Source organism: Proteus sp. fly-1089, assembly GCF_040138965.1.
Lineage (GTDB): Bacteria > Pseudomonadota > Gammaproteobacteria > Enterobacterales > Enterobacteriaceae > Proteus > Proteus vulgaris_B.
In genome coordinates this window covers 130588-148871 of the sequence record NZ_JBEETS010000007.1, presented here as the reverse complement: position 1 = coordinate 148871, position 18284 = coordinate 130588, and the positions used below count along the sequence as shown (strand labels likewise).

At 38.9% G+C, this 18284-nt stretch carries 20 protein-coding genes; 16 read left to right on the top strand and 4 right to left on the bottom strand.

From position 1 onward, the window contains the following. The first annotated feature begins 29 nt into the window (after positions 1–29). The 8 genes from pstS (at position 30) to ABN080_RS14965 (ending at position 7219) form a co-directional block, all read left to right on the top strand. The gene (gene pstS, locus ABN080_RS15000) at positions 30–1070 is read left to right on the top strand and encodes a phosphate ABC transporter substrate-binding protein PstS (RefSeq protein WP_072068842.1); all 1041 of its coding nucleotides are present in this window, start codon (positions 30–32) and stop codon (positions 1068–1070) included. Positions 1071–1151: 81 nt separating this feature from the next. Next, positions 1152–2111, top strand: a complete 960-nt coding sequence (gene pstC / locus ABN080_RS14995; protein WP_072068843.1) for a phosphate ABC transporter permease PstC — start codon at positions 1152–1154, stop codon at positions 2109–2111. A gap of 1 nt (position 2112) precedes the next feature. Further along, positions 2113–3015 (top strand): phosphate ABC transporter permease PstA, encoded by a 903-nt coding sequence (gene pstA / locus ABN080_RS14990; protein WP_072068844.1) that lies wholly within the window; start codon positions 2113–2115, stop codon positions 3013–3015. Positions 3016–3045: 30 nt separating this feature from the next. Next, entirely contained in the window at positions 3046–3822 is a 777-nt protein-coding gene (pstB, locus tag ABN080_RS14985) for a phosphate ABC transporter ATP-binding protein PstB (protein ID WP_006534565.1), read from the top strand. Positions 3823–3836: 14 nt separating this feature from the next. Further along, positions 3837–4571: a phosphate signaling complex protein PhoU gene (gene phoU / locus ABN080_RS14980; protein WP_196554392.1), complete on the top strand. Its 735-nt coding sequence runs from the start codon at positions 3837–3839 to the stop codon at positions 4569–4571. Positions 4572–4786: 215 nt separating this feature from the next. Beyond that, positions 4787–5626, top strand: a complete 840-nt coding sequence (locus ABN080_RS14975; protein WP_197269777.1) for an ABC transporter substrate-binding protein — start codon at positions 4787–4789, stop codon at positions 5624–5626. Positions 5627–5733: 107 nt separating this feature from the next. Then, positions 5734–6471: an amino acid ABC transporter permease gene (locus tag ABN080_RS14970; protein WP_115351110.1), complete on the top strand. Its 738-nt coding sequence runs from the start codon at positions 5734–5736 to the stop codon at positions 6469–6471. Position 6472: 1 nt separating this feature from the next. Then, the gene (locus ABN080_RS14965; protein WP_349441418.1) at positions 6473–7219 is read left to right on the top strand and encodes an amino acid ABC transporter permease; all 747 of its coding nucleotides are present in this window, start codon (positions 6473–6475) and stop codon (positions 7217–7219) included. A gap of 250 nt (positions 7220–7469) precedes the next feature. On the opposite strand, the gene ABN080_RS14955 is transcribed toward ABN080_RS14965, so the two are convergent. After that, entirely contained in the window at positions 7470–7874 is a 405-nt protein-coding gene (locus tag ABN080_RS14955; protein ID WP_349441417.1) for a DUF1240 domain-containing protein, read from the bottom strand. Between the two features lie 2 nt (positions 7875–7876). Continuing rightward, the gene (locus tag ABN080_RS18270) at positions 7877–8215 is read right to left on the bottom strand and encodes a DUF1240 domain-containing protein (RefSeq protein ID WP_502935118.1); all 339 of its coding nucleotides are present in this window, start codon (positions 8213–8215) and stop codon (positions 7877–7879) included. A 191-nt stretch (positions 8216–8406) separates the two neighbouring features. Here ABN080_RS18270 and yefM point away from each other — a divergent pair, with 191 nt between their 5' ends. The 4 genes from yefM to ABN080_RS14935 all read left to right on the top strand — a co-directional run bounded on the left by yefM (position 8407) and on the right by ABN080_RS14935 (position 10815). After that, complete coding sequence (gene yefM, locus ABN080_RS14950; RefSeq protein ID WP_072068851.1) at positions 8407–8658, top strand: YoeB-YefM toxin-antitoxin system antitoxin YefM; 252 nt, start codon at positions 8407–8409, stop codon at positions 8656–8658. Next, complete coding sequence (locus tag ABN080_RS14945) at positions 8655–8909, top strand: Txe/YoeB family addiction module toxin (RefSeq protein WP_349441416.1); 255 nt, start codon at positions 8655–8657, stop codon at positions 8907–8909. Before yefM ends, ABN080_RS14945 begins: the two co-directional genes overlap by 4 nt. Positions 8910–9065: 156 nt before the next feature. After that, entirely contained in the window at positions 9066–10424 is a 1359-nt protein-coding gene (locus ABN080_RS14940) for an NCS2 family permease (protein WP_072068853.1), read from the top strand. A gap of 79 nt (positions 10425–10503) precedes the next feature. After that, positions 10504–10815, top strand: coding sequence for a monooxygenase (locus ABN080_RS14935; RefSeq protein ID WP_072068854.1), 312 nt, complete (start codon positions 10504–10506; stop codon positions 10813–10815). Between the two features lie 49 nt (positions 10816–10864). On the opposite strand, the gene ABN080_RS14930 is transcribed toward ABN080_RS14935, so the two are convergent. Together ABN080_RS14930 and ABN080_RS14925 are read right to left on the bottom strand one after the other, a co-directional pair. Then, complete coding sequence (locus ABN080_RS14930; RefSeq protein ID WP_072068855.1) at positions 10865–11413, bottom strand: GNAT family N-acetyltransferase; 549 nt, start codon at positions 11411–11413, stop codon at positions 10865–10867. Positions 11414–11415: 2 nt separating this feature from the next. Next, complete coding sequence (locus ABN080_RS14925; RefSeq protein WP_196554398.1) at positions 11416–12888, bottom strand: glycosyltransferase family 39 protein; 1473 nt, start codon at positions 12886–12888, stop codon at positions 11416–11418. Positions 12889–13076: 188 nt separating this feature from the next. On the opposite strand from ABN080_RS14925, the gene yihI reads away from it, so the two are divergent. The 4 genes from yihI (at position 13077) to feoB (ending at position 18277) form a co-directional block, all read left to right on the top strand. Next, complete coding sequence (yihI, locus tag ABN080_RS14920) at positions 13077–13574, top strand: Der GTPase-activating protein YihI (protein WP_072068857.1); 498 nt, start codon at positions 13077–13079, stop codon at positions 13572–13574. Positions 13575–13809: 235 nt separating this feature from the next. Then, a complete protein-coding gene (locus tag ABN080_RS14915) occupies positions 13810–15255 on the top strand; it encodes a DUF4026 domain-containing protein (RefSeq protein WP_196554400.1) in 1446 nt (481 codons plus the stop codon). Positions 15256–15664: 409 nt separating this feature from the next. After that, positions 15665–15901, top strand: a complete 237-nt coding sequence (gene feoA, locus ABN080_RS14910; RefSeq protein WP_036914344.1) for a ferrous iron transporter A — start codon at positions 15665–15667, stop codon at positions 15899–15901. 48 nt (positions 15902–15949) lie between these two features. Then, a complete protein-coding gene (gene feoB / locus ABN080_RS14905; RefSeq protein ID WP_349441415.1) occupies positions 15950–18277 on the top strand; it encodes a Fe(2+) transporter permease subunit FeoB in 2328 nt (775 codons plus the stop codon). Positions 18278–18284 lie beyond the last annotated feature (7 nt).

Genomic DNA, 18284 nt, shown 5'->3' with positions numbered 1-18284 from the left:
ATTATTCTACCTATCCCACAGGAGGGATTATGAAACTGATGCGTACCACCCTGACTAGTGTCATTGCCGCTGCGTTTTCAATGACCGCTCTTTCTGCGCAGGCAACGACCTCGCTGACTGGTGCTGGCGCAACGTTCCCTGCCCCAGTTTATGCTAAATGGGCAGATTCCTATCAGAAAGAAACGGGTAACAAAATTAACTACCAAGGCATTGGCTCCTCTGGTGGTGTTAAACAGATTATTGCAAATACTGTTGATTTTGGCGCTTCTGATGCGCCATTAGCAGACGACAAATTACAAGCTGACGGTTTATTTCAATTCCCAACTGTGATTGGTGGTGTTGTTATGGCAGTCAATATTCCTGGTATCAAATCAGGTGAGCTGACCTTAGATGGCGACACTATCGGTAATATTTATTTAGGCAAGATCCAAAAATGGAACGATCCTGCCATCACCAAACTCAATCCAGGTGTAAAATTACCAGACCAGAATATCGCTGTTATTCGCCGTGCTGATGGTTCAGGAACCTCTTTCGTTTTCACTAGCTACTTATCAAAAGTAAGTAATGCATGGAAAGATGAAGTCGGCGCTGGCTCTACCGTTAAATGGCCAACAGGCTTAGGTGGTAAAGGAAATGATGGCATCGCTGCATTCGTTCAACGTGTACCAGGTTCAATCGGTTATGTTGAATATGCTTACGCGAAACAAAACAACCTTGCTTATACTAAATTAGTCACAGCTGATGGCGAAGCAATTGCACCAACAGCAGACAGCTTTAGTGCCGCAGCAAGAAAAATTGATTGGAGCAAAAGCTTTGCACAAGACCTGACTAACCAGAAAGGTGAAAACGCATGGCCGATTACTTCAACCACCTTTATCTTAGTGCATCAAAAACAACAAAATGCAGAAAAAGGTAAAGAAGTACTGAATTTCTTCAATTGGGCTTACGACAAAGGTAATCAAGAAGCGAAAAATCTAGATTACGCAGTATTGCCTGCAGAAGTTGTAGAACAAATTCGTGCTGCATGGAAAACAAGTATTAAAGACAGTAATGGTAAACCGATTTACTAATAAAACCGGCAACCATTAAGAGATAAGTTAACGTTCACCCCCTGCTATGCTAACAGGGGGTAATAAATTAAAAGAGGCTTTATGGCCGAGCACACAACGGTAATAAAGGCCCCTAGTAAACGAGGGGACGTTATTTTCAGCGCACTAGTCCGTCTAGCTGCGTTAATTACGCTTTTGCTTTTAACAGGTATCATTGTTTCGCTGATTTTTGCCTCATGGCCAAGTATTCAGCAGTTTGGTCTTTCATTCTTATGGACAAAAGAGTGGGATCCACCGGCACAAGAGTTTGGTGCATTAGTGCCTATTTACGGTACCATTGTAACGTCAATCATCGCACTGATTATTGCTGTTCCTGTCAGCTTTGGTATTGCCCTTTTCCTCACTGAGTTAGCGCCTAATTGGCTAAAACGTCCATTAGGTATTGCGATTGAGTTACTCGCGGCTATCCCAAGTATTGTTTATGGTATGTGGGGACTCTTTGTCTTTGCACCACTGTTTGCAACCTATTTCCAAGAACCTGTCGGTAATGTGCTTTCATCCATTCCTATTGTTGGTGAGCTTTTCTCAGGCCCAGCTTTTGGTATTGGTATCTTAGCTGCGGGGGTTATCCTCGCTATCATGATCATTCCTTATATCGCCTCTGTGATGCGTGATGTGTTTGAACAGACACCTGTCATGATGAAGGAATCAGCCTACGGCATTGGCTGTACGACATGGGAAGTAATTTGGAATATCGTTCTGCCTTATACCCGTAACGGTGTCATCGGTGGCGTTATGTTGGGATTAGGCCGTGCCTTAGGTGAAACCATGGCGGTGACCTTTATCATCGGTAATACCTACCAATTAGATTCTGCCTCGCTGTTTATGCCAGGTAACAGTATCACGTCGGCATTAGCCAATGAGTTTGCCGAAGCAGAGACGGGATTACATACTGCAGCATTAATGGAATTAGGACTTATTCTGTTTGTCATTACCTTTATCGTACTTGCGATTTCTAAGTTTATGACATTACGTTTATCTAAGAATGAAGGAGCGCGTTAATATGTCTAAAACATCCTCTTCTTCATTACAAGTTCAAACCGAGAGCGAACTACGAGTGCGCCATAAACGCCAACTTTGGCGTCGTCAAAAAAACCGTATCGCACTGTTTTTATCTGTCTCTACTATGGCATTTGGTCTTTTCTGGTTAACGTGGATTTTATTCTCAACAATCACAAAAGGCGTTGATGGTATGTCCCTTGCGCTTTTCACTGAAATGACACCGCCGCCAAATACTGATGGTGGTGGATTGGCGAATGCCATTGTCGGTAGTGGATTGCTCATCTTTTGGGCCACTGTAATTGGAACACCATTAGGTATTCTTGCAGGAATTTATCTTGCGGAATACGGCCGTCGCTCATGGCTTGCTGAAACCACTCGCTTTATTAACGATATTTTGCTGTCAGCACCTTCCATCGTTGTCGGACTCTTTGTCTACACCATTGTGGTCGCACAAATGCAGCACTTTTCAGGATGGGCAGGTATTATTGCACTTGCTTTACTGCAAATTCCTATCGTTATTCGTACCACTGAAAATATGTTGAAGTTAGTCCCTGATAGCTTACGCGAAGCTGCTTATGCATTAGGAACACCAAAGTGGAAGATGATCTCTAAAATCACCTTAAAAGCCTCAGTATCAGGCATTATTACAGGTGTGTTATTAGCGATTGCACGTATTGCAGGTGAAACTGCACCACTGTTATTTACTTCACTATCCAACCAATTCTGGAGCACAGACTTAAACGAACCGATAGCTAACTTACCTGTGACTATCTTTAAGTTCGCCATGAGTCCTTTTGCACAGTGGCAAGAACTTGCCTGGGCTGGCGTATTACTTATCACCCTCTGTGTTCTATTTATCAATATTATCGCGCGCGTGCTGTTTGCTAAACGCAAGCACGGCTAACGCAGAAAGTTAAGCAAGAGAGAACGTTGAATGATTATGGCTAATGATAACGCAGGAAATAAAATCCAAGTTCGTGACTTGAACTTCTATTACGGTAAATTTCATGCGCTGAAAAATATCTCTTTAGATATTGCCAAAAATAAGGTGACCGCCTTTATCGGACCTTCTGGCTGTGGTAAATCCACCTTACTGCGTACTTTTAATAAAATGTATGAGCTTTATGGCGAACAACGTGCAGAAGGCGAAATTCTGCTAGATGGCAACAACATCTTGACGGATAAGCAAGATATCGCATTATTACGAGCCAAGGTTGGTATGGTGTTCCAAAAGCCAACCCCATTCCCGATGTCAATTTATGACAATATCGCTTTTGGTGTACGCTTATTCGAAAAGTTATCTCGCGCTGATATGGACGAACGTGTTCAGTGGGCTTTGACAAAGGCTGCATTATGGAACGAAACCAAAGATAAATTACATCAGAGTGGATATAGTTTGTCAGGCGGTCAGCAACAGCGTTTATGTATTGCACGCGGTATCGCTATTCGCCCTGAAGTATTATTGCTTGATGAGCCTTGTTCAGCACTTGATCCAATCTCAACAGGTCGTATTGAAGAACTTATCAGCGAACTCAAATCAGAATATACCGTGGTTATCGTGACACATAACATGCAACAAGCAGCTCGTTGTTCTGATTACACTGCATTTATGTATTTAGGCGAGTTAATTGAATTTAGCGATACGGATACGTTATTTACGCGTCCTGCGAAAAAACAAACTGAAGATTACATCACTGGGCGTTATGGCTGATAACGAGGCAATAAATGGATAATTTAAATCACAATAAGCATATTTCTGGTCAATTTAATGCTGAGTTAGAGCATATCCGTACTGAGCTGATGGTTATGGGTGGGCTTGTTGAAGAGCAACTGAAAAAAGCCATTACAGCGATGCACAATCAAGACCAAGCACTGGCAAATGAAGTTATTCAAGGTGATCATAACGTCAATATGATGGAAGTCGCCATTGATGATGCGTGTATGCGAATTATTGCTAAACGCCAGCCAACAGCAAGTGACTTACGTTTAATTATGGCAATATCAAAAACGATCGCTGAGCTAGAACGTATTGGTGATGTTGCTGAAAAAATCTGTAAGACCGCACTTGAAAAGTTTTCACACCAGCATCAGCCATTATTAGTCAGTTTAGAATCTTTAGGTCAACATGCAATACAAATGCTTCATGATGTTCTTGATGCGTTTGCGCGCATGGATTTAGATGAAGCAGTACGCATCTATCGTGAAGACGCTAAGATTGATAACGAATACGAGGGTATCGTCCGTCAATTAATGACTTATATGATGGAAGATCCTCGCACTATTCCTAGTGTGTTAACCGCCTTATTTTGTGCGCGTTCTATTGAACGCATTGGCGACCGTTGTCAGAATATTTGTGAGTTTATTTTCTATTACGTAAAAGGCCATGATTTCCGTCATTTAGGTGGCGACCAAGTAGAAAAAATGCTAACAAAAAGTGATGATAGCAATACCACTAAATAAATTTCTCTCTTCTTTTCTTCTCTTACAAACAGCGATAATTATGTCGCTGTTTTTTTATTCCCTCATAAATTTAATGCCGTACTTGCTCAACGCTTTTTCTCATCTTATTCCTTAAAAGCATATCCATATCAATTTTTATTATTTTATGAACTTAGATCAACTTGATAGCGTGATATCCAACATAACGATGATAATTCTTTTCTTTGGGGTGAATAATGAAACTACGTGTTTTGGCAACGGTGTTAATTGCAGGTTCTGTCCTTTTCTCTGGTATTGCAAAAGCCGATAAATTAGATGATATAAAAAAAGCGGGTGTTGTACGTATCGCGATTTTTGACAGCAATCCTCCTTTTGGGTTTATTGATCCTCAAACCAAAAAACTTGCCGGTTATGATGCGGATATCGCCAATGAAATCGCCAAAGATTTAGGCGTAAAACTGGAGCTACGTCCAACAAACCCAGCAAACCGCATTCCACTGTTAAGCTCTAAAAAAGTCGATTTAATTGCAGCAAACTTCACCATTACCGATGAACGCGCTAAGCAAGTAGACTTCTCTGTTCCTTACTTTGCAACTGGACAAAAATTTATTGCACGTAAAGGGGTTTTAACTAATCCTGAACAAATTCACTCACTGCGAATTGGTGCAGATAAAGGTACTGTTCAAGAAATCACGCTACGTGAGCGTTATCCTGATACCAAAGTTATCTCTTATGACGATACCCCTCTAGCCTTCGCTGCGTTACGTAACGGCAATGTACAAGCTATCACACAAGATGATGCAAAATTAGTCGGCTTATTAGCCAACCTTCCTGATGCTATAAAAGCAGATTTTGAAGTGTCATCTTTTAGCATTACACGTGAATACCAAGCTGTGGCCGCCGCTAAAGGCGAAGAGCGTTTAATTAATGAAATTAATAACACGCTATTAAGACTAGAAAAAGAAGGCAAAGCAGACGAGATCTATAACCGTTGGTTCGGCCCTGAAACAAAATCAGCTCAGCCTCGTGGTGACTTTAAATTTGCGCCATTATCCGAGCAAACACCACAATCTTAATCTTTAAAGAGTAATAACTATTTTCTTTCATCAATAGCAAAGTTATTTCTTTATTAAAACACCTACCCCGCCTTTGCGGGGTTTGGTGTCTACAATAGGCCTATTATATGTTTGAGCAATTTCTATCACATTACCTTCTTGAGCCACACTATTTAAGCTGGCTCTGGAAGGGATTCCTAATTACTTTGCTTATCTCTTTTTGGACTATTGTCATTGCAACATTAATGAGCTTTGCCCTTAGTGCTGCAAGAGATAGCACTTTTGCACCATTACGCTGGTTAGCCACGGCTTACACATCGTTATTTCGTAATACTCCACTGTTAGTACAATTATTCTTTTGGTATTTTGCATCTGGAGAAATTCTGCCACAAAGCGCCATGATGTGGTTAAACTCGCCTCATGAGATTACATTCTTAGGCGTAACACTTTCTTGGCCTTCTTTTGAATTTTTAGCTGGCATTGTGGGTCTGACATTTTACTCAACGCCATTTATTGCCGAAGAGCTAAGAGCCGGTATTCAAGGTGTTAAACAAGGGCAAAAATATGCCTCTTTAGCACTAGGCTTAACACAGTGGCAATCTATGCGTTATGTCATTTTACCTCAAGCCTTCCGTATTGCTCTGCCTCCTTTACTGGGTCAATACATGAATGTGATAAAAAACTCATCATTGACTATGGCTATTGGTGTTGCAGAGCTTTCTTACGCATCAAGACAAGTCGAAACCGAATCATTACGGACCTTTGAAGCCTTTGGTGTCGCAACCATTCTCTATATTGCGGCAATAGCCTTAATGGAGGCTTGGGGACAATGGCATCAGCAACGTAAATTAGCACAAGGGTATTAATATGGACTTTACTGTTATTGCTGATAACTGGCAGTACTTACTCTTTGGTGCCTATCCTGACGGGCCTTTAGAAGGTGCCGCGCTGACCGTCTTTATCAGTATCATTGCTGGTATTGCATCCATTATTTTAGGTACCTTGGGTGGAATTGCTCTGGCGATGCTTAGAGGTGTCTGGGTTAACCTCTTCGCAGCTTTTTTAGGTTTTTTCCGCGCTATTCCCGTCATTATGTTGATATTTTGGGTCTATTTTTTATTACCCGTTGTACTGGGGATGGAAATACCTGAAATCACGACAGTAGTTTGTGCATTAGCTTTAATTACATCGTCTTATATTGCGCATGGCGTTAAAGCCGGCATTTTGGCAATAGGAAGAGGGCAATGGCAGGCAGGATTATCGTTAGGTTTTAATCGCTGGCAAGTGCTATGGCATATCGTATTGCCTCAAGCATTACGAATGATGGTGCCTTCATTTATTAATCAGTGGATAGCCTTAATTAAAGATACTTCATTAGCTTATGTGGTGGGTGTAGGTGAACTTTCATTCTTAGCGACACAAGTTAATAACCGTAGCATGGTTTATCCAATGGAAGTCTTTCTGTTCGTTGCGTTTATCTATTTTGTTCTCTGTTTTTCATTGGAAATTATTGCAAATAGAGTAGCTAAATTATTCTCAACACAAAAAGAGAAACGCCCCTTTTGGCAAATAGTGTTGCCATTTAAACGAAAATATCCACTCCCTATTAACTAAGACTAATTAAATTAGGGCTTTCTGGCTGTTTACGATATGACTCTGGTGGGAAGTGGTTTAAACTTTTATGAGTTTGGTTTAGGTTATAATTTTGCTAACAAAACCAAGCTATTAAAACCGTTTTACTGTAACTTATTCCGTTAAATATGGCATAGTTCAATTTAATTATTTTTACAATAATTCAATAGATCTGATGAAATAGAAGTTATTCGGAGAAATAGATAAAAAGGTTTCACTAAGAAAGTTTAGGCTAATAACGACAAAGTTTTGGTGACACCACGTAAACATTTGATTTAGAAGAGGGCCCTTTTTTACAAACAAAATATCCTTGGGAGACAAGATCATATCTTACATAGAGATTAAAAAATATGCCAAATAAAATACCAAAAATGAAGATCAACACTGTGACTATCGCAAGTTTGCTATTAATTTTGATTACTTGGTCTTTTATAGCGGACATCAGTAATATGTAAAATAGATAATAAGTAAAAGGCGATAAAAAAGGCATACTTGCTGTGACAAAAGAAAAATTTATTTTCTCTGCTGAAAAGAAATAATCAACATAATCCTCTAATGATAAAAAAATACAAATGAGAAAGAGAGGGATCATAATAAATGAAATTAAATATATTTTATCTTTAGTTTCAATATCCATAATTAATGACACCTATTTAATGATTTAACATAGAGATTAGATTCTGCAAAAGTGTTTTTTTCACAAATAAAATAACCTTTAGAAAGTAGATCTCTTTCAACATAGTAAGAAAAGAAAAAGCTAAAAAACACACCAAAAATAAAAAATAAGAGAAAAGAGAACATTATTTTTTTACTTCCTTTTATTGTCCTCTTTTTGGATGGTGGAAAAACCAATAAATAGAGAAGATAGAAAACTGCAGGTACCGTAAATAAAAAAACAGATGTTCTGAATGAGGTACTAATTTTTTCAGCGAGAGAAAAATAATGAATATAACTTTCTATTGAAATAAATAACTCCATTGAGAAAACAACGAACAAAAAAACTGAAACTACATAGATTATCTTTATTATATTATTATCTGACATTCCCTATTTCCTTATTCTATTCCTAAAAAAATCTCCGCACATCTCATTAAGTACTTACTTCTGTACTTAAATCACTAAATTGTGTATAATTTAATCAAAATAGATACAACTCACTGGATAATAAGATGAAAACGATAAATTATACAGAAGCAAGACAAAACTTAACTTCAATTATGAATGAAACAATTGATGATAGAGTACCCATCATGATCACAAGGCAAAAGGGTATTCCATGTGTTCTTTTATCTCTTGATGAATACCAAGCACTAGAAGAGACAGCTTATCTGTTACGATCTCCAGCGAATGCGCGCCATTTGCTCGATTCAATTGATGAACTGAACCAAGGTAAAGGTATAGAAAAGGATATAACGGAATGAAATTAATTTTTTCTGAACAATCATGGAGTGGTTATCTTTATTGGCAACAAATGGACAAGAAAATAATTAAACGCATTAACGAACTCATAAAAGATATTAAAAGAACACCGTTTAGCGGAATAGGTAAACCAGAGCCCTTGAAACATAATTTAGCAGGTTTTTGGTCAAGACGGATCACTGATGAACATCGCCTTATCTACCGTATTACTGATCCCGCTATAGAAATTGCATCATGTCGATACCACTATTAGCCTCCTTACATTTATCCTTTTTCACTCTTAAAGGATCTCAAAGTATTTTTAAGCTTTAGATTTTCCTTCTACGCAATCGATTACTTTTTTAGGTGCAGTTATTGTTTTATTTGTGTAGGATAAAGCGAAAAACATTTTTTTTGGGATCTTTTGTCTATGAGCATGTCATCACCAAATTCTGGTTCACAGGGTTTGCTCCAACGTGTGTTTAAGCTACAAGAACACGGCACAACCGCTCGCACCGAACTAATTGCGGGTATCACGACGTTTTTAACGATGGTTTATATTATCTTCGTTAACCCTCAAATTCTCGCTGCTGCCAATATGGATATCAAAGCCGTCTTCGTGACGACCTGCTTAATTGCGGCTTTCGGCAGTATTTTAATGGGATTAGTGGCAAATTTACCTATTGCTGTTGCACCAGCTATGGGCCTAAACGCCTTCTTTGCCTTTGTGGTTGTTGGCGCAATGGGATATTCATGGGAAGTCGCTATGGGTGCGATTTTCTGGGGTGCTGTAGGTCTATTTTTACTGACTCTTTTTCGTATTCGTTACTGGATAATAGCGCATATTCCGCTAAGTTTACGTGTGGGTATTACGAGCGGTATCGGCCTTTTTATCGCCATGATGGGCTTAAAAAACTCTGGTATTATTATTCCTAACAACGATACCATCGTCACTATTGGTAACTTTGCCTCTCATAACGTGTTATTAGGTGCATTAGGCTTTTTTATTATCGCCATTCTTGCCGCACGTAATATTCACGCAGCTATTCTTATTTCTATCGTTATCACTACAGTAATTGGCCTATTATTAGGCGATGTCACCTACCAAGGCATTTTCTCTCTTCCTCCTTCTATCACCACTGTTGTTGGTAAAGTAGATATTATGGGTGCCTTAGATATCGGCCTTTCTGGTGTGATTTTTGCCTTTATGTTAGTAAACCTATTTGACTCTTCAGGCACATTAATTGGTGTGACAGATAAAGCGGGTTTAACCGATGACAAAGGTAAATTCCCACGTATGAAACAAGCGTTATACGTCGATAGCTTAAGTTCTGTTGCAGGCTCTGCAATGGGTACATCGTCTGTAACCGCCTTCATCGAAAGTACTTCTGGTGTTTCTGTCGGTGGTCGTACAGGCTTAACTGCGGTTGTTGTGGGTATTCTTTTCTTACTTGCTATCTTCTTATCTCCACTGGCAGGTATGGTACCAAGCTATGCAACAGCAGGCGCACTAATTTATGTGGGTGTATTAATGACATCCAGCCTTACGCGGGTGAAATGGGATGATTTAACTGAATCCGTTCCAGCTTTTATCACCGCAGTCATGATGCCATTTAGCTTCTCAATTACAGAAGGTATCGCTCTAGGCTTTATTGCTTATTGTGTTATGAAGATAGGGACTTTCCGCTGGAAAGAAATTAATCTGTGTGTTGTGATTGTTTCATTAATGTTTATTTTAAAAATATTACTGATTGATACTCATGTTATTGATTTGAATTCTTTATTCTAATATTCAATAAATTAAGAACATCATGATACAGACAAACGGCACCAATAACGTGCCGTTTTTTATAAGAAAAGAGGTGATTATGCACGTACTTTTACAAGTAGATTTCCCTTATCATGGTCCTTTCGATAATGAAATGACACAAGCTATGGATGCATTATCTGCATCAATCAACCAAGAGCCTGGCTTTATTTGGAAAATTTGGACTGAAAATAAAGACACACAAAAAGCAGGTGGGATTTATCTCTTTGATTCAAAAGAAAATGCTCAAGCTTATCTAGAGAAACACAGCGCCCGATTAAAATCTTTTGGTATTCCAGAAGTACGTGGCGATATTTTTTCAATAAACCAAGCTTTAAGTTTAAAAAATCAAGCCTCTTTTTTGGCTAAGTAGCGAAAAGCACAAGTGTTATATACCACTTGTGCTTTTCTATTTTCTGCAATTACTCTACTTTCGTGGGCAACAACAAACCAAAGATAATGGAATCAGAAATCTCATCACCCACTATCCAACGCTGTTTAAGATAGCCTTCCTGTTCAAAACCTAATTTAGCTAATAAAGCAGCTGATGCTTTATTATTCGGATGAATATCCGCTTCTAAACGACGAACAGATAAATGTGTTTGGAGGTACGTGATAAATGCGACCATAGCTTCCTTCATGATCCCTTTCCCTTGATATGGCGTATCAAGGCAATACCCTATTTCGCCTCGTTGTGACTTAGGGTAATGATTAAAGAAAACACACATTCCCATTAATGCATTTGTCTCTTTGTCTATTACCGCTAAGCGCAGATACTCTTTTCTTTCCATATGGGTAATATCTTGAATGATATCTTCTTGCGCTTCTTGCAGTAATTGCCAAGGAAGATGGCTCCAGTAGCGAGTGACTTCAGGTGAACTCATAATATTAAACCAATTTTCAGCGTCTCCCATTTCAAAGGGACGCAAAATCAACCTTGATGTTTCAACCTGAATATCAGCGTAACGCATTTCTACTTTTCCTTATGACTGTTTGGAGCCACAAATGCAATACAAACCGGCTCTGCAATAGCATTTGGCTCAGAACGGAACATTATCTCTTGAGTATCGGCTATTTTTAAACTCGGCCAGTGCTTTAATCCTTCATCAAAATGTGCTTTTTCACAGTAATAACCCACCTCACTCACCAATACGACACCTTTCTCTTCTAATTGTTGAAGCGTAATATGCCGATTATAGATATTAGGCGGTTGTACATTTTTTTCTAATATCCACGGCTGTGAAGATAATGGTCTATCTTTGCCATAAAAAGTCACCCATTCATGCATATACTCGCCGCCCACATACGCAAGTGGCGTGTGATAATGCTGATACCAAGCTTGTTCAACATCTTGTACAAAGGTTTTTACACCAATAAATTTTTGACCCGCATTACGCACATTAGCGGCTTGTACGACGGTATAACCAGAAACAACCAACATACCAAAAACACCTAAACCATACAGTGCGCCACGTAATGAACGTTTAGGCATGACACTAATTGAGCCCACAAAAAGTGCAGTCGCAATCGACATAAAGGGTTGTAACCACTCGCTGATACGCCCCCCTTCATGAAAACTAAACCAAGTAAAAATAATCACTAATGGAAATAACAAAATAAAATTCAGTAATTGGCTATCTGGAGATGCAGACCAACTTACACGGCCACCATAAAGACGTAATATAACCCACATCAAGATAACAGGATAAAAAACCGTCAGCGCAGCACGCGTCGTACGCAAATTAAAACGGCTCTCTATTTGAGAATCAACCCATTTAAACGCGGCAAAATCGGTTTGCCATAGCCAAATAAAATTAGGGATAACAAAAGCAAGCCAAATCGCAATCGCCACATAAAAATAAGGCGATCGATAGCTCACCCGCACTTTAGGTACAAATAGGCTTAATAAAAAGACAGAACCCATAAAGGCTAGTGATGAGTATTTCCCCATTGTGGCAATACCCATAACAATAGCAAAGCCAATCCAATATTTTTGATTGTCATTGATTGCGCAGAGGAAAAAATAAAAAGCCCAAGCCCAGCAACCGACTAGAATATAGTTATCGTTATAAGGGATAATATCGAAGTTAATAATGCCAGATAAATTAAGCCCTAACATGGCAAACCATGCAAGATTAGCGTTACGAGTCAATTTATAAGCTAAATTCCAGACACCTAATAATCCAATAGCAATCACAATAAAGTGGATAAAATACCAATAAAAGCTAAAATCGACACCGCCATAAATAGCAGGTGACATTATAAAACCAACAAACCAAGGATTTTTAGGAGAACCCCAACCTCCATTGGTACCCCAATTGACTGCTTCTACGGCATCATAAGGCACCGTAGGGTCAAAAAGATAGCTGACTAAGATCCACAGTGTCGCATAGCCAATAACCCACCAATATACCGGTTTACGCAATTGCGCAGATGATAATGTCATAATAAATAGAAAGTTAAGTTGATAAATTTAATTTGGTCATTAAAAGATGTCACAACACAGTAAAGTATAGTGAAATGAACCGCACATTGTACGTGAGCAAAAATTAAATTGTCTTAAATTTGCGCTTTTATTGAAAATTTGTTTCTGATAGATTGCGCAACCAAGAAGATCACTACCGAGTTACCATTATGAATATGATTAAAAGAAAGCCCGCAGCAAAAACACGTAAAAAAACACGTGAAGAGCTGAACGCGGAAGGACGTGAACGCAAACGTCAAAAGAAACACCGTGGCAATCCTGCTGGTAACCGTCAGCAGGAAATGGAAAATAAAAACCAAACTAAAAATACAGTACCGAAAGATCCACGTATTGGTAGTAAAAAACCAATCCCTCTGATTGTGGGTGATACACCTAAAGTGGCGAAGAAAAAACCTGCGCCCGTCAAAGCAGAACCGGTTCGTTTAACACCTGAACAAGAATTAGACTTGTTAGAAAACGATACTCGTTTAGACGAATTACTGTCTCGCCTTGAAAATGGTGAAAAACTTAACGCTGAAGAGCAGGCTTATACTGAAAAAACCCTTGATCGTATTGACGAATTAATGGTTGAACTCGGTATTGAGTTTGAAGATGATGACGATGAAGAAAAAACTGAAGACATCATGCAATTACTAAAAGGTAAATAATCAAAAGGCTAATAATTTGTATTGATTACCTTACATCTAATGGATATCAGTAAACTATTGATATCCATTAGTTTTATATTTTTTCCGTTTTTTTCACATTTGATTTATGTTTGAAAACACCCTTTTCTTGTGATGACATAAACAAACCTATCAAGCTCAGATAACTCCACCTATTCCTCTCTTATCATCCCTGATATTCTATTTTTCTATCTTTAATATACGAGTGATAAGAAATATGGATAACAGACAGCAGTACTTAGATATCGCAGCCGGGCAAGGAGAAAAAGTGCCCTCTCGTATAGTGGCTTTTCCTGCACAGCCACTAAACTATGCACTTATTGAGCAACGCCTAGAAGAGCAGACGGATTATACGGATGGTGAAATTAATTATCTGAGTGAAAATATTGATGATGGTTTTTTCTATCGTTGCCAACATGGAGATAATGAATTACATTTTTTTGTCTGTCTTTATCCTCGAGATGAAGATTATGAAATACGCCCAATGTATTCGACAGATGAACTGACCCCGCAGTTATTAGCGCACGCAAATGCCACTACTCAAGATTTATTATTAGAAACGCTCTTTACCGAGGCGTTACATCCCTTAGCAAGTTACCGTCATCAACTGAATTTTCTAAATATTATTGCCCCCGAAATGGTTTTGGCATTAGATGAATCAGCGGCAGGTAAAGCCTTAACACCAGAGTGGGTCCGTTTTCAATTAAAGACCCCCGATCTCTATCCTGAAGTAGAAAGCTTATATGTTATTCATGCAGTCTATGATACAGAGAACGATCCACCAACAATGTTTTGGTTCCATACTCATGGGCTCGCACGCTGTGGCTTAACAGAAGTCGATTTAGTTATTCCAAGTATGCTTGAATCTTACTATGGTATTCCTGATCTCTTCCGTTGCTTTGTTAACAACAGCATTAATCATCGCCAAATCGAATTTGGAGAACCAATGCTTTGTGGACAAACATCAACAGGTTTAGAGTATCTTGTTGCCTTACCTTTTGAAGAAGGTATCCGCCATATCAATCAATCAACACCTCTCGAAAATCTTAGACCTTTAGAAGAGATGCGTTATGACACTGAAGGTGCACCCAATGGGGTTTTCTTGGGTGATTTAGCCGATCGTGACGAATATCATCAACATCCTTCCTCTATGCTATTTAGAACCAATGAAGAAAATCCTGTTTTAGAAACCTTCTTTAAAGGTTATGAAGAGCAGCAAGCGATGATGCTACTGCGTAGCAATGAAGAAACCTATGAGATGTCTGAAAAAGCCAAGCGACGCTGGGAATACTTCGTTTCTATGTTTGATAACTACAATCAACCATCTGTTGAGAAAAAAAGTGGTTTTCTCTCCAAATTATTAGGTAAAGACAAACCCGAAGAGGCTGAAAACCCTTGGCAATTTATGATCAAGTTCGGCATTCCTTATGGCGAAGAGGAAGAAAAAGAGCTTGAACATATGTGGTTTGTGCCACAGTCTCGTGATGGAGACATCGTTTATGCCAAATTACTCAACGTGCCATTTTATGTTGAAGAGATGCAAGAAGGTGAAATCTATCCTATCAATATAGATTTAATAACAGATTGGGTCGTTTCATTCGAAGATAATAGTTATACCCCTAACAATATTTACCAGCTTTTTAGCCACCAACAGACTCACTAATAGCTAACGATCTCATAACCCTAATGCGGGTTTCTTATTTAATAATAATGAGAAACCCGCTTTTAATTTCAGTGAAATCTACTTTCATCTTGTGATCAGTTAACATTATTAATTGATTGTTATTTTGTTGCTACATTGATATCTCAACTCTTCACATTTTGTTTTTGTCTAGTAACAGATAGAGAAAACAGTTCGTTTTCCTTCCAATATCTTTTCTCTGGTTGATTTAAATCAAGTGTTGATAAGCCTAGAGTAGGCTAAATTATACCCAATAAAGATAATTATAATTCTCATTAGCATTAAAAATATTTATTATAATTATCCTGACTCTTATTATGTGAATTTTTATATACGTTAATAATTATCAGTATCATTATTTTTTGTATCAATATTCGTGGAAGAACGATTTATGTCACTGATCCCAAATCACAGTTATAAAATCTTGAGCTACTCACCTCAGATTAGCCCTGCATACAGGCAGAAGTTGCTATCTTTAGGTATGTTGCCTGGCGCTGTGTTTAACGTTATTCGTATCGCACCACTGGGTGACCCTATTCAAATAGAAACGCACCGAGTATCCCTCATTTTGAGAAAAAAAGATCTCGCACTTATTAACCTTAGCGAAGTGGTTCATAACGAAAAATAATCGTTATTTCTCATTCAACCAGGCAAGACAACTATTGGCATCACTATTATGACTCCTCTCACTATAGGCCTTATCGGCAACCCCAATGCTGGTAAAACGACACTTTTTAATCAGTTAACAGGCTCTCGCCAGCGCGTAGGTAACTGGGCGGGTGTGACGGTCGAACGCAAAGTTGGTCGTTTCACAACGACAAATCATAAAATTGAGCTCGTCGATTTACCCGGCACTTACTCTTTAACGACAATCTCAGAACAGACATCGCTTGATGAGCAAATTGCCTGTCATTTCATTTTAAGTAATGAAGCCGACATGCTGATTAACGTTGTTGATGCCTCTAATCTTGAACGAAACCTTTATTTGACATTACAGCTTCTTGAGTTAGGCATTCCCTGCATTGTGGCATTAAACATGCTCGATATTGCAGAACATCAAGATATGCAAATTGATATCAAAGCGTTGTCTGAGCAACTGGGTTGCCCTGTTATTCCTATGGTTTCAACAAAAGCATCGGGAATGGATAAGCTCAAAGACGCGATTGACACTTTTCCTGCTGAAAAGAAAAAACCACAAGAATTACTCACATCCTACCCAATATGGTTACTTAATGAAGTCGAAGCGCTCGCTGAAAAAATTAACCATGATGAGTTTAATTTACAGCAACGTCGGTGGATGGCATTACAGTGTTTAGAAGGGGATATTTATACCCATCAGCGTGCTCAAGTTACCACCGAAGATATCAAAGCTATTCGTCAGCGAATTCAAGATGAACACAATAATGAACCCGAATTAGTCATTGCAGATGCCCGTTATCAAAATATTGAACGCATCTGTCATACTGTGATTAATATGGAGTCTATTAAGCCAAATATCCTGACACAAAATATCGATAAAGTGATATTAAACCGTTGGTTAGGTGTACCTATCTTCCTGTTTGTAATGTATTTAATGTTCGTTTTGGCGATTAACATCGGTGGTGCATTACAACCCGCTTTTGAAGGTGGATCTGAAGCCATCTTTATTCATGGTATTCAATGGATTGGTGCAACCTTTAACTTTCCAGAATGGTTAACCATTTTCCTTGCACAAGGTGTCGGTGGTGGTATCAATACTGTTCTTCCTCTCGTGCCACAAATCGGGATGATGTACTTGTTCTTATCTATCCTTGAAGATTCTGGCTATATGGCTAGAGCTGCTTTTGTAATGGATAGATTGATGCAGGCTTTGGGTCTGCCGGGTAAATCATTCGTACCGCTGATTGTCGGCTTTGGTTGTAACGTACCATCCATTATGGGTGCACGTACCCTCGATGCTCCAAGAGAACGATTAATCACAGTATTAATGGCACCGTTTATGTCTTGTGGTGCACGCTTAGCTATCTTTGCTGTTTTTGCCGCCGCTTTCTTTGGTAAAAATGGCGCGAGTGTGGTTTTCTCGCTTTATCTTCTGGGTATTGTTGTCGCTATTTTGACGGGGTTACTGCTAAAACATACCATTATGCGTGGTGAAGCCTCACCTTTCGTGATGGAACTGCCTGTTTACCATGTGCCTCATCTAAAAACCTTATTGATGCAAACTTGGCAACGTTTAAAAGGCTTCGTAATACGTGCTGGTAAAGTCATTATTATTGCCAGTATGTTTATCGGTGCATTAAATAGCTTTACCTTCTCAGGTAAACCTGCCGATAACATCAATGACTCTGCATTAGCATCGGTCAGTAAAGTGATCACACCATTATTGCAACCTATTGGTGTTCATAACGATAACTGGCAAGCAACGGTAGGTTTAGTCACAGGGGCGATGGCAAAAGAAGTGGTTGTAGGAACATTAAATACCCTTTATACCGCGGAAAGCATTGTGAACGAGCCTTTTGATCCTGAAGAATTCGATCTTTGGGGTGAAATTAGTGACGCTTTTGGTGAAACATGGGATAGCTTAAAAGAAACCTTTACCCTAGCCGCACTTTCTAATCCAATTGAAGCAAGTAAAGGTGATGGTGAAATGGATACCGGCACTATGGGTACCATGGGAGCTAAATTTGGCTCTGGTATTGCCGCATACAGCTACTTAATCTTTGTTTTACTGTATGTACCTTGTGTTTCAGTAATGGGTGCCATTGCCCGTGAAACAAGCCGTGGCTGGATGACTTTCTCCATTCTTTGGGGATTAAATATTGCTTACTCATTGTCAGCGCTGTTCTATCAAGTAGCAACCTTTAGTGAGCATCCGCAAAGTAGTGGCATAACCATTGTTGCCGTGGTGATCTTTAACTTAATTCTCTTTATCTTGTTGCGTAATGCCCGTAGTCGTCTAACAATAAACTTAAGCAATAAGCCTTCATTGGCTAAACAATGTTGTTCAAAAGGTAGTTGTCACTAGGTGACAA

What these genes read in the sequence shown, in the direction of transcription:
- yihI (WP_072068857.1), top strand. Translation starts at nt 13,077, where the DNA reads ATGAATATGATTAAAAGAAAGCCCGCAGCAAAAACACGTAAAAAAACA.
- ABN080_RS14955 (WP_349441417.1), bottom strand. Translation starts at nt 7,874, where the DNA reads ATGGATATTGAAACTAAAGATAAAATATATTTAATTTCATTTATTATG.
- ABN080_RS14915 (WP_196554400.1), top strand. Translation starts at nt 13,810, where the DNA reads ATGGATAACAGACAGCAGTACTTAGATATCGCAGCCGGGCAAGGAGAA.
- ABN080_RS14940 (WP_072068853.1), top strand. Translation starts at nt 9,066, where the DNA reads ATGAGCATGTCATCACCAAATTCTGGTTCACAGGGTTTGCTCCAACGT.
- ABN080_RS14975 (WP_197269777.1), top strand. Translation starts at nt 4,787, where the DNA reads ATGAAACTACGTGTTTTGGCAACGGTGTTAATTGCAGGTTCTGTCCTT.
- feoA (WP_036914344.1), top strand. Translation starts at nt 15,665, where the DNA reads ATGTCACTGATCCCAAATCACAGTTATAAAATCTTGAGCTACTCACCT.
- pstB (WP_006534565.1), top strand. Translation starts at nt 3,046, where the DNA reads ATGATTATGGCTAATGATAACGCAGGAAATAAAATCCAAGTTCGTGAC.
- ABN080_RS14945 (WP_349441416.1), top strand. Translation starts at nt 8,655, where the DNA reads ATGAAATTAATTTTTTCTGAACAATCATGGAGTGGTTATCTTTATTGG.
- pstA (WP_072068844.1), top strand. Translation starts at nt 2,113, where the DNA reads ATGTCTAAAACATCCTCTTCTTCATTACAAGTTCAAACCGAGAGCGAA.
- pstS (WP_072068842.1), top strand. Translation starts at nt 30, where the DNA reads ATGAAACTGATGCGTACCACCCTGACTAGTGTCATTGCCGCTGCGTTT.
- ABN080_RS14965 (WP_349441418.1), top strand. Translation starts at nt 6,473, where the DNA reads ATGGACTTTACTGTTATTGCTGATAACTGGCAGTACTTACTCTTTGGT.
- phoU (WP_196554392.1), top strand. Translation starts at nt 3,837, where the DNA reads ATGGATAATTTAAATCACAATAAGCATATTTCTGGTCAATTTAATGCT.
- feoB (WP_349441415.1), top strand. Translation starts at nt 15,950, where the DNA reads ATGACTCCTCTCACTATAGGCCTTATCGGCAACCCCAATGCTGGTAAA.
- yefM (WP_072068851.1), top strand. Translation starts at nt 8,407, where the DNA reads ATGAAAACGATAAATTATACAGAAGCAAGACAAAACTTAACTTCAATT.
- ABN080_RS14935 (WP_072068854.1), top strand. Translation starts at nt 10,504, where the DNA reads ATGCACGTACTTTTACAAGTAGATTTCCCTTATCATGGTCCTTTCGAT.
- ABN080_RS18270 (WP_502935118.1), bottom strand. Translation starts at nt 8,215, where the DNA reads ATGGAGTTATTTATTTCAATAGAAAGTTATATTCATTATTTTTCTCTC.
- ABN080_RS14925 (WP_196554398.1), bottom strand. Translation starts at nt 12,888, where the DNA reads ATGACATTATCATCTGCGCAATTGCGTAAACCGGTATATTGGTGGGTT.
- pstC (WP_072068843.1), top strand. Translation starts at nt 1,152, where the DNA reads ATGGCCGAGCACACAACGGTAATAAAGGCCCCTAGTAAACGAGGGGAC.
- ABN080_RS14970 (WP_115351110.1), top strand. Translation starts at nt 5,734, where the DNA reads ATGTTTGAGCAATTTCTATCACATTACCTTCTTGAGCCACACTATTTA.
- ABN080_RS14930 (WP_072068855.1), bottom strand. Translation starts at nt 11,413, where the DNA reads ATGCGTTACGCTGATATTCAGGTTGAAACATCAAGGTTGATTTTGCGT.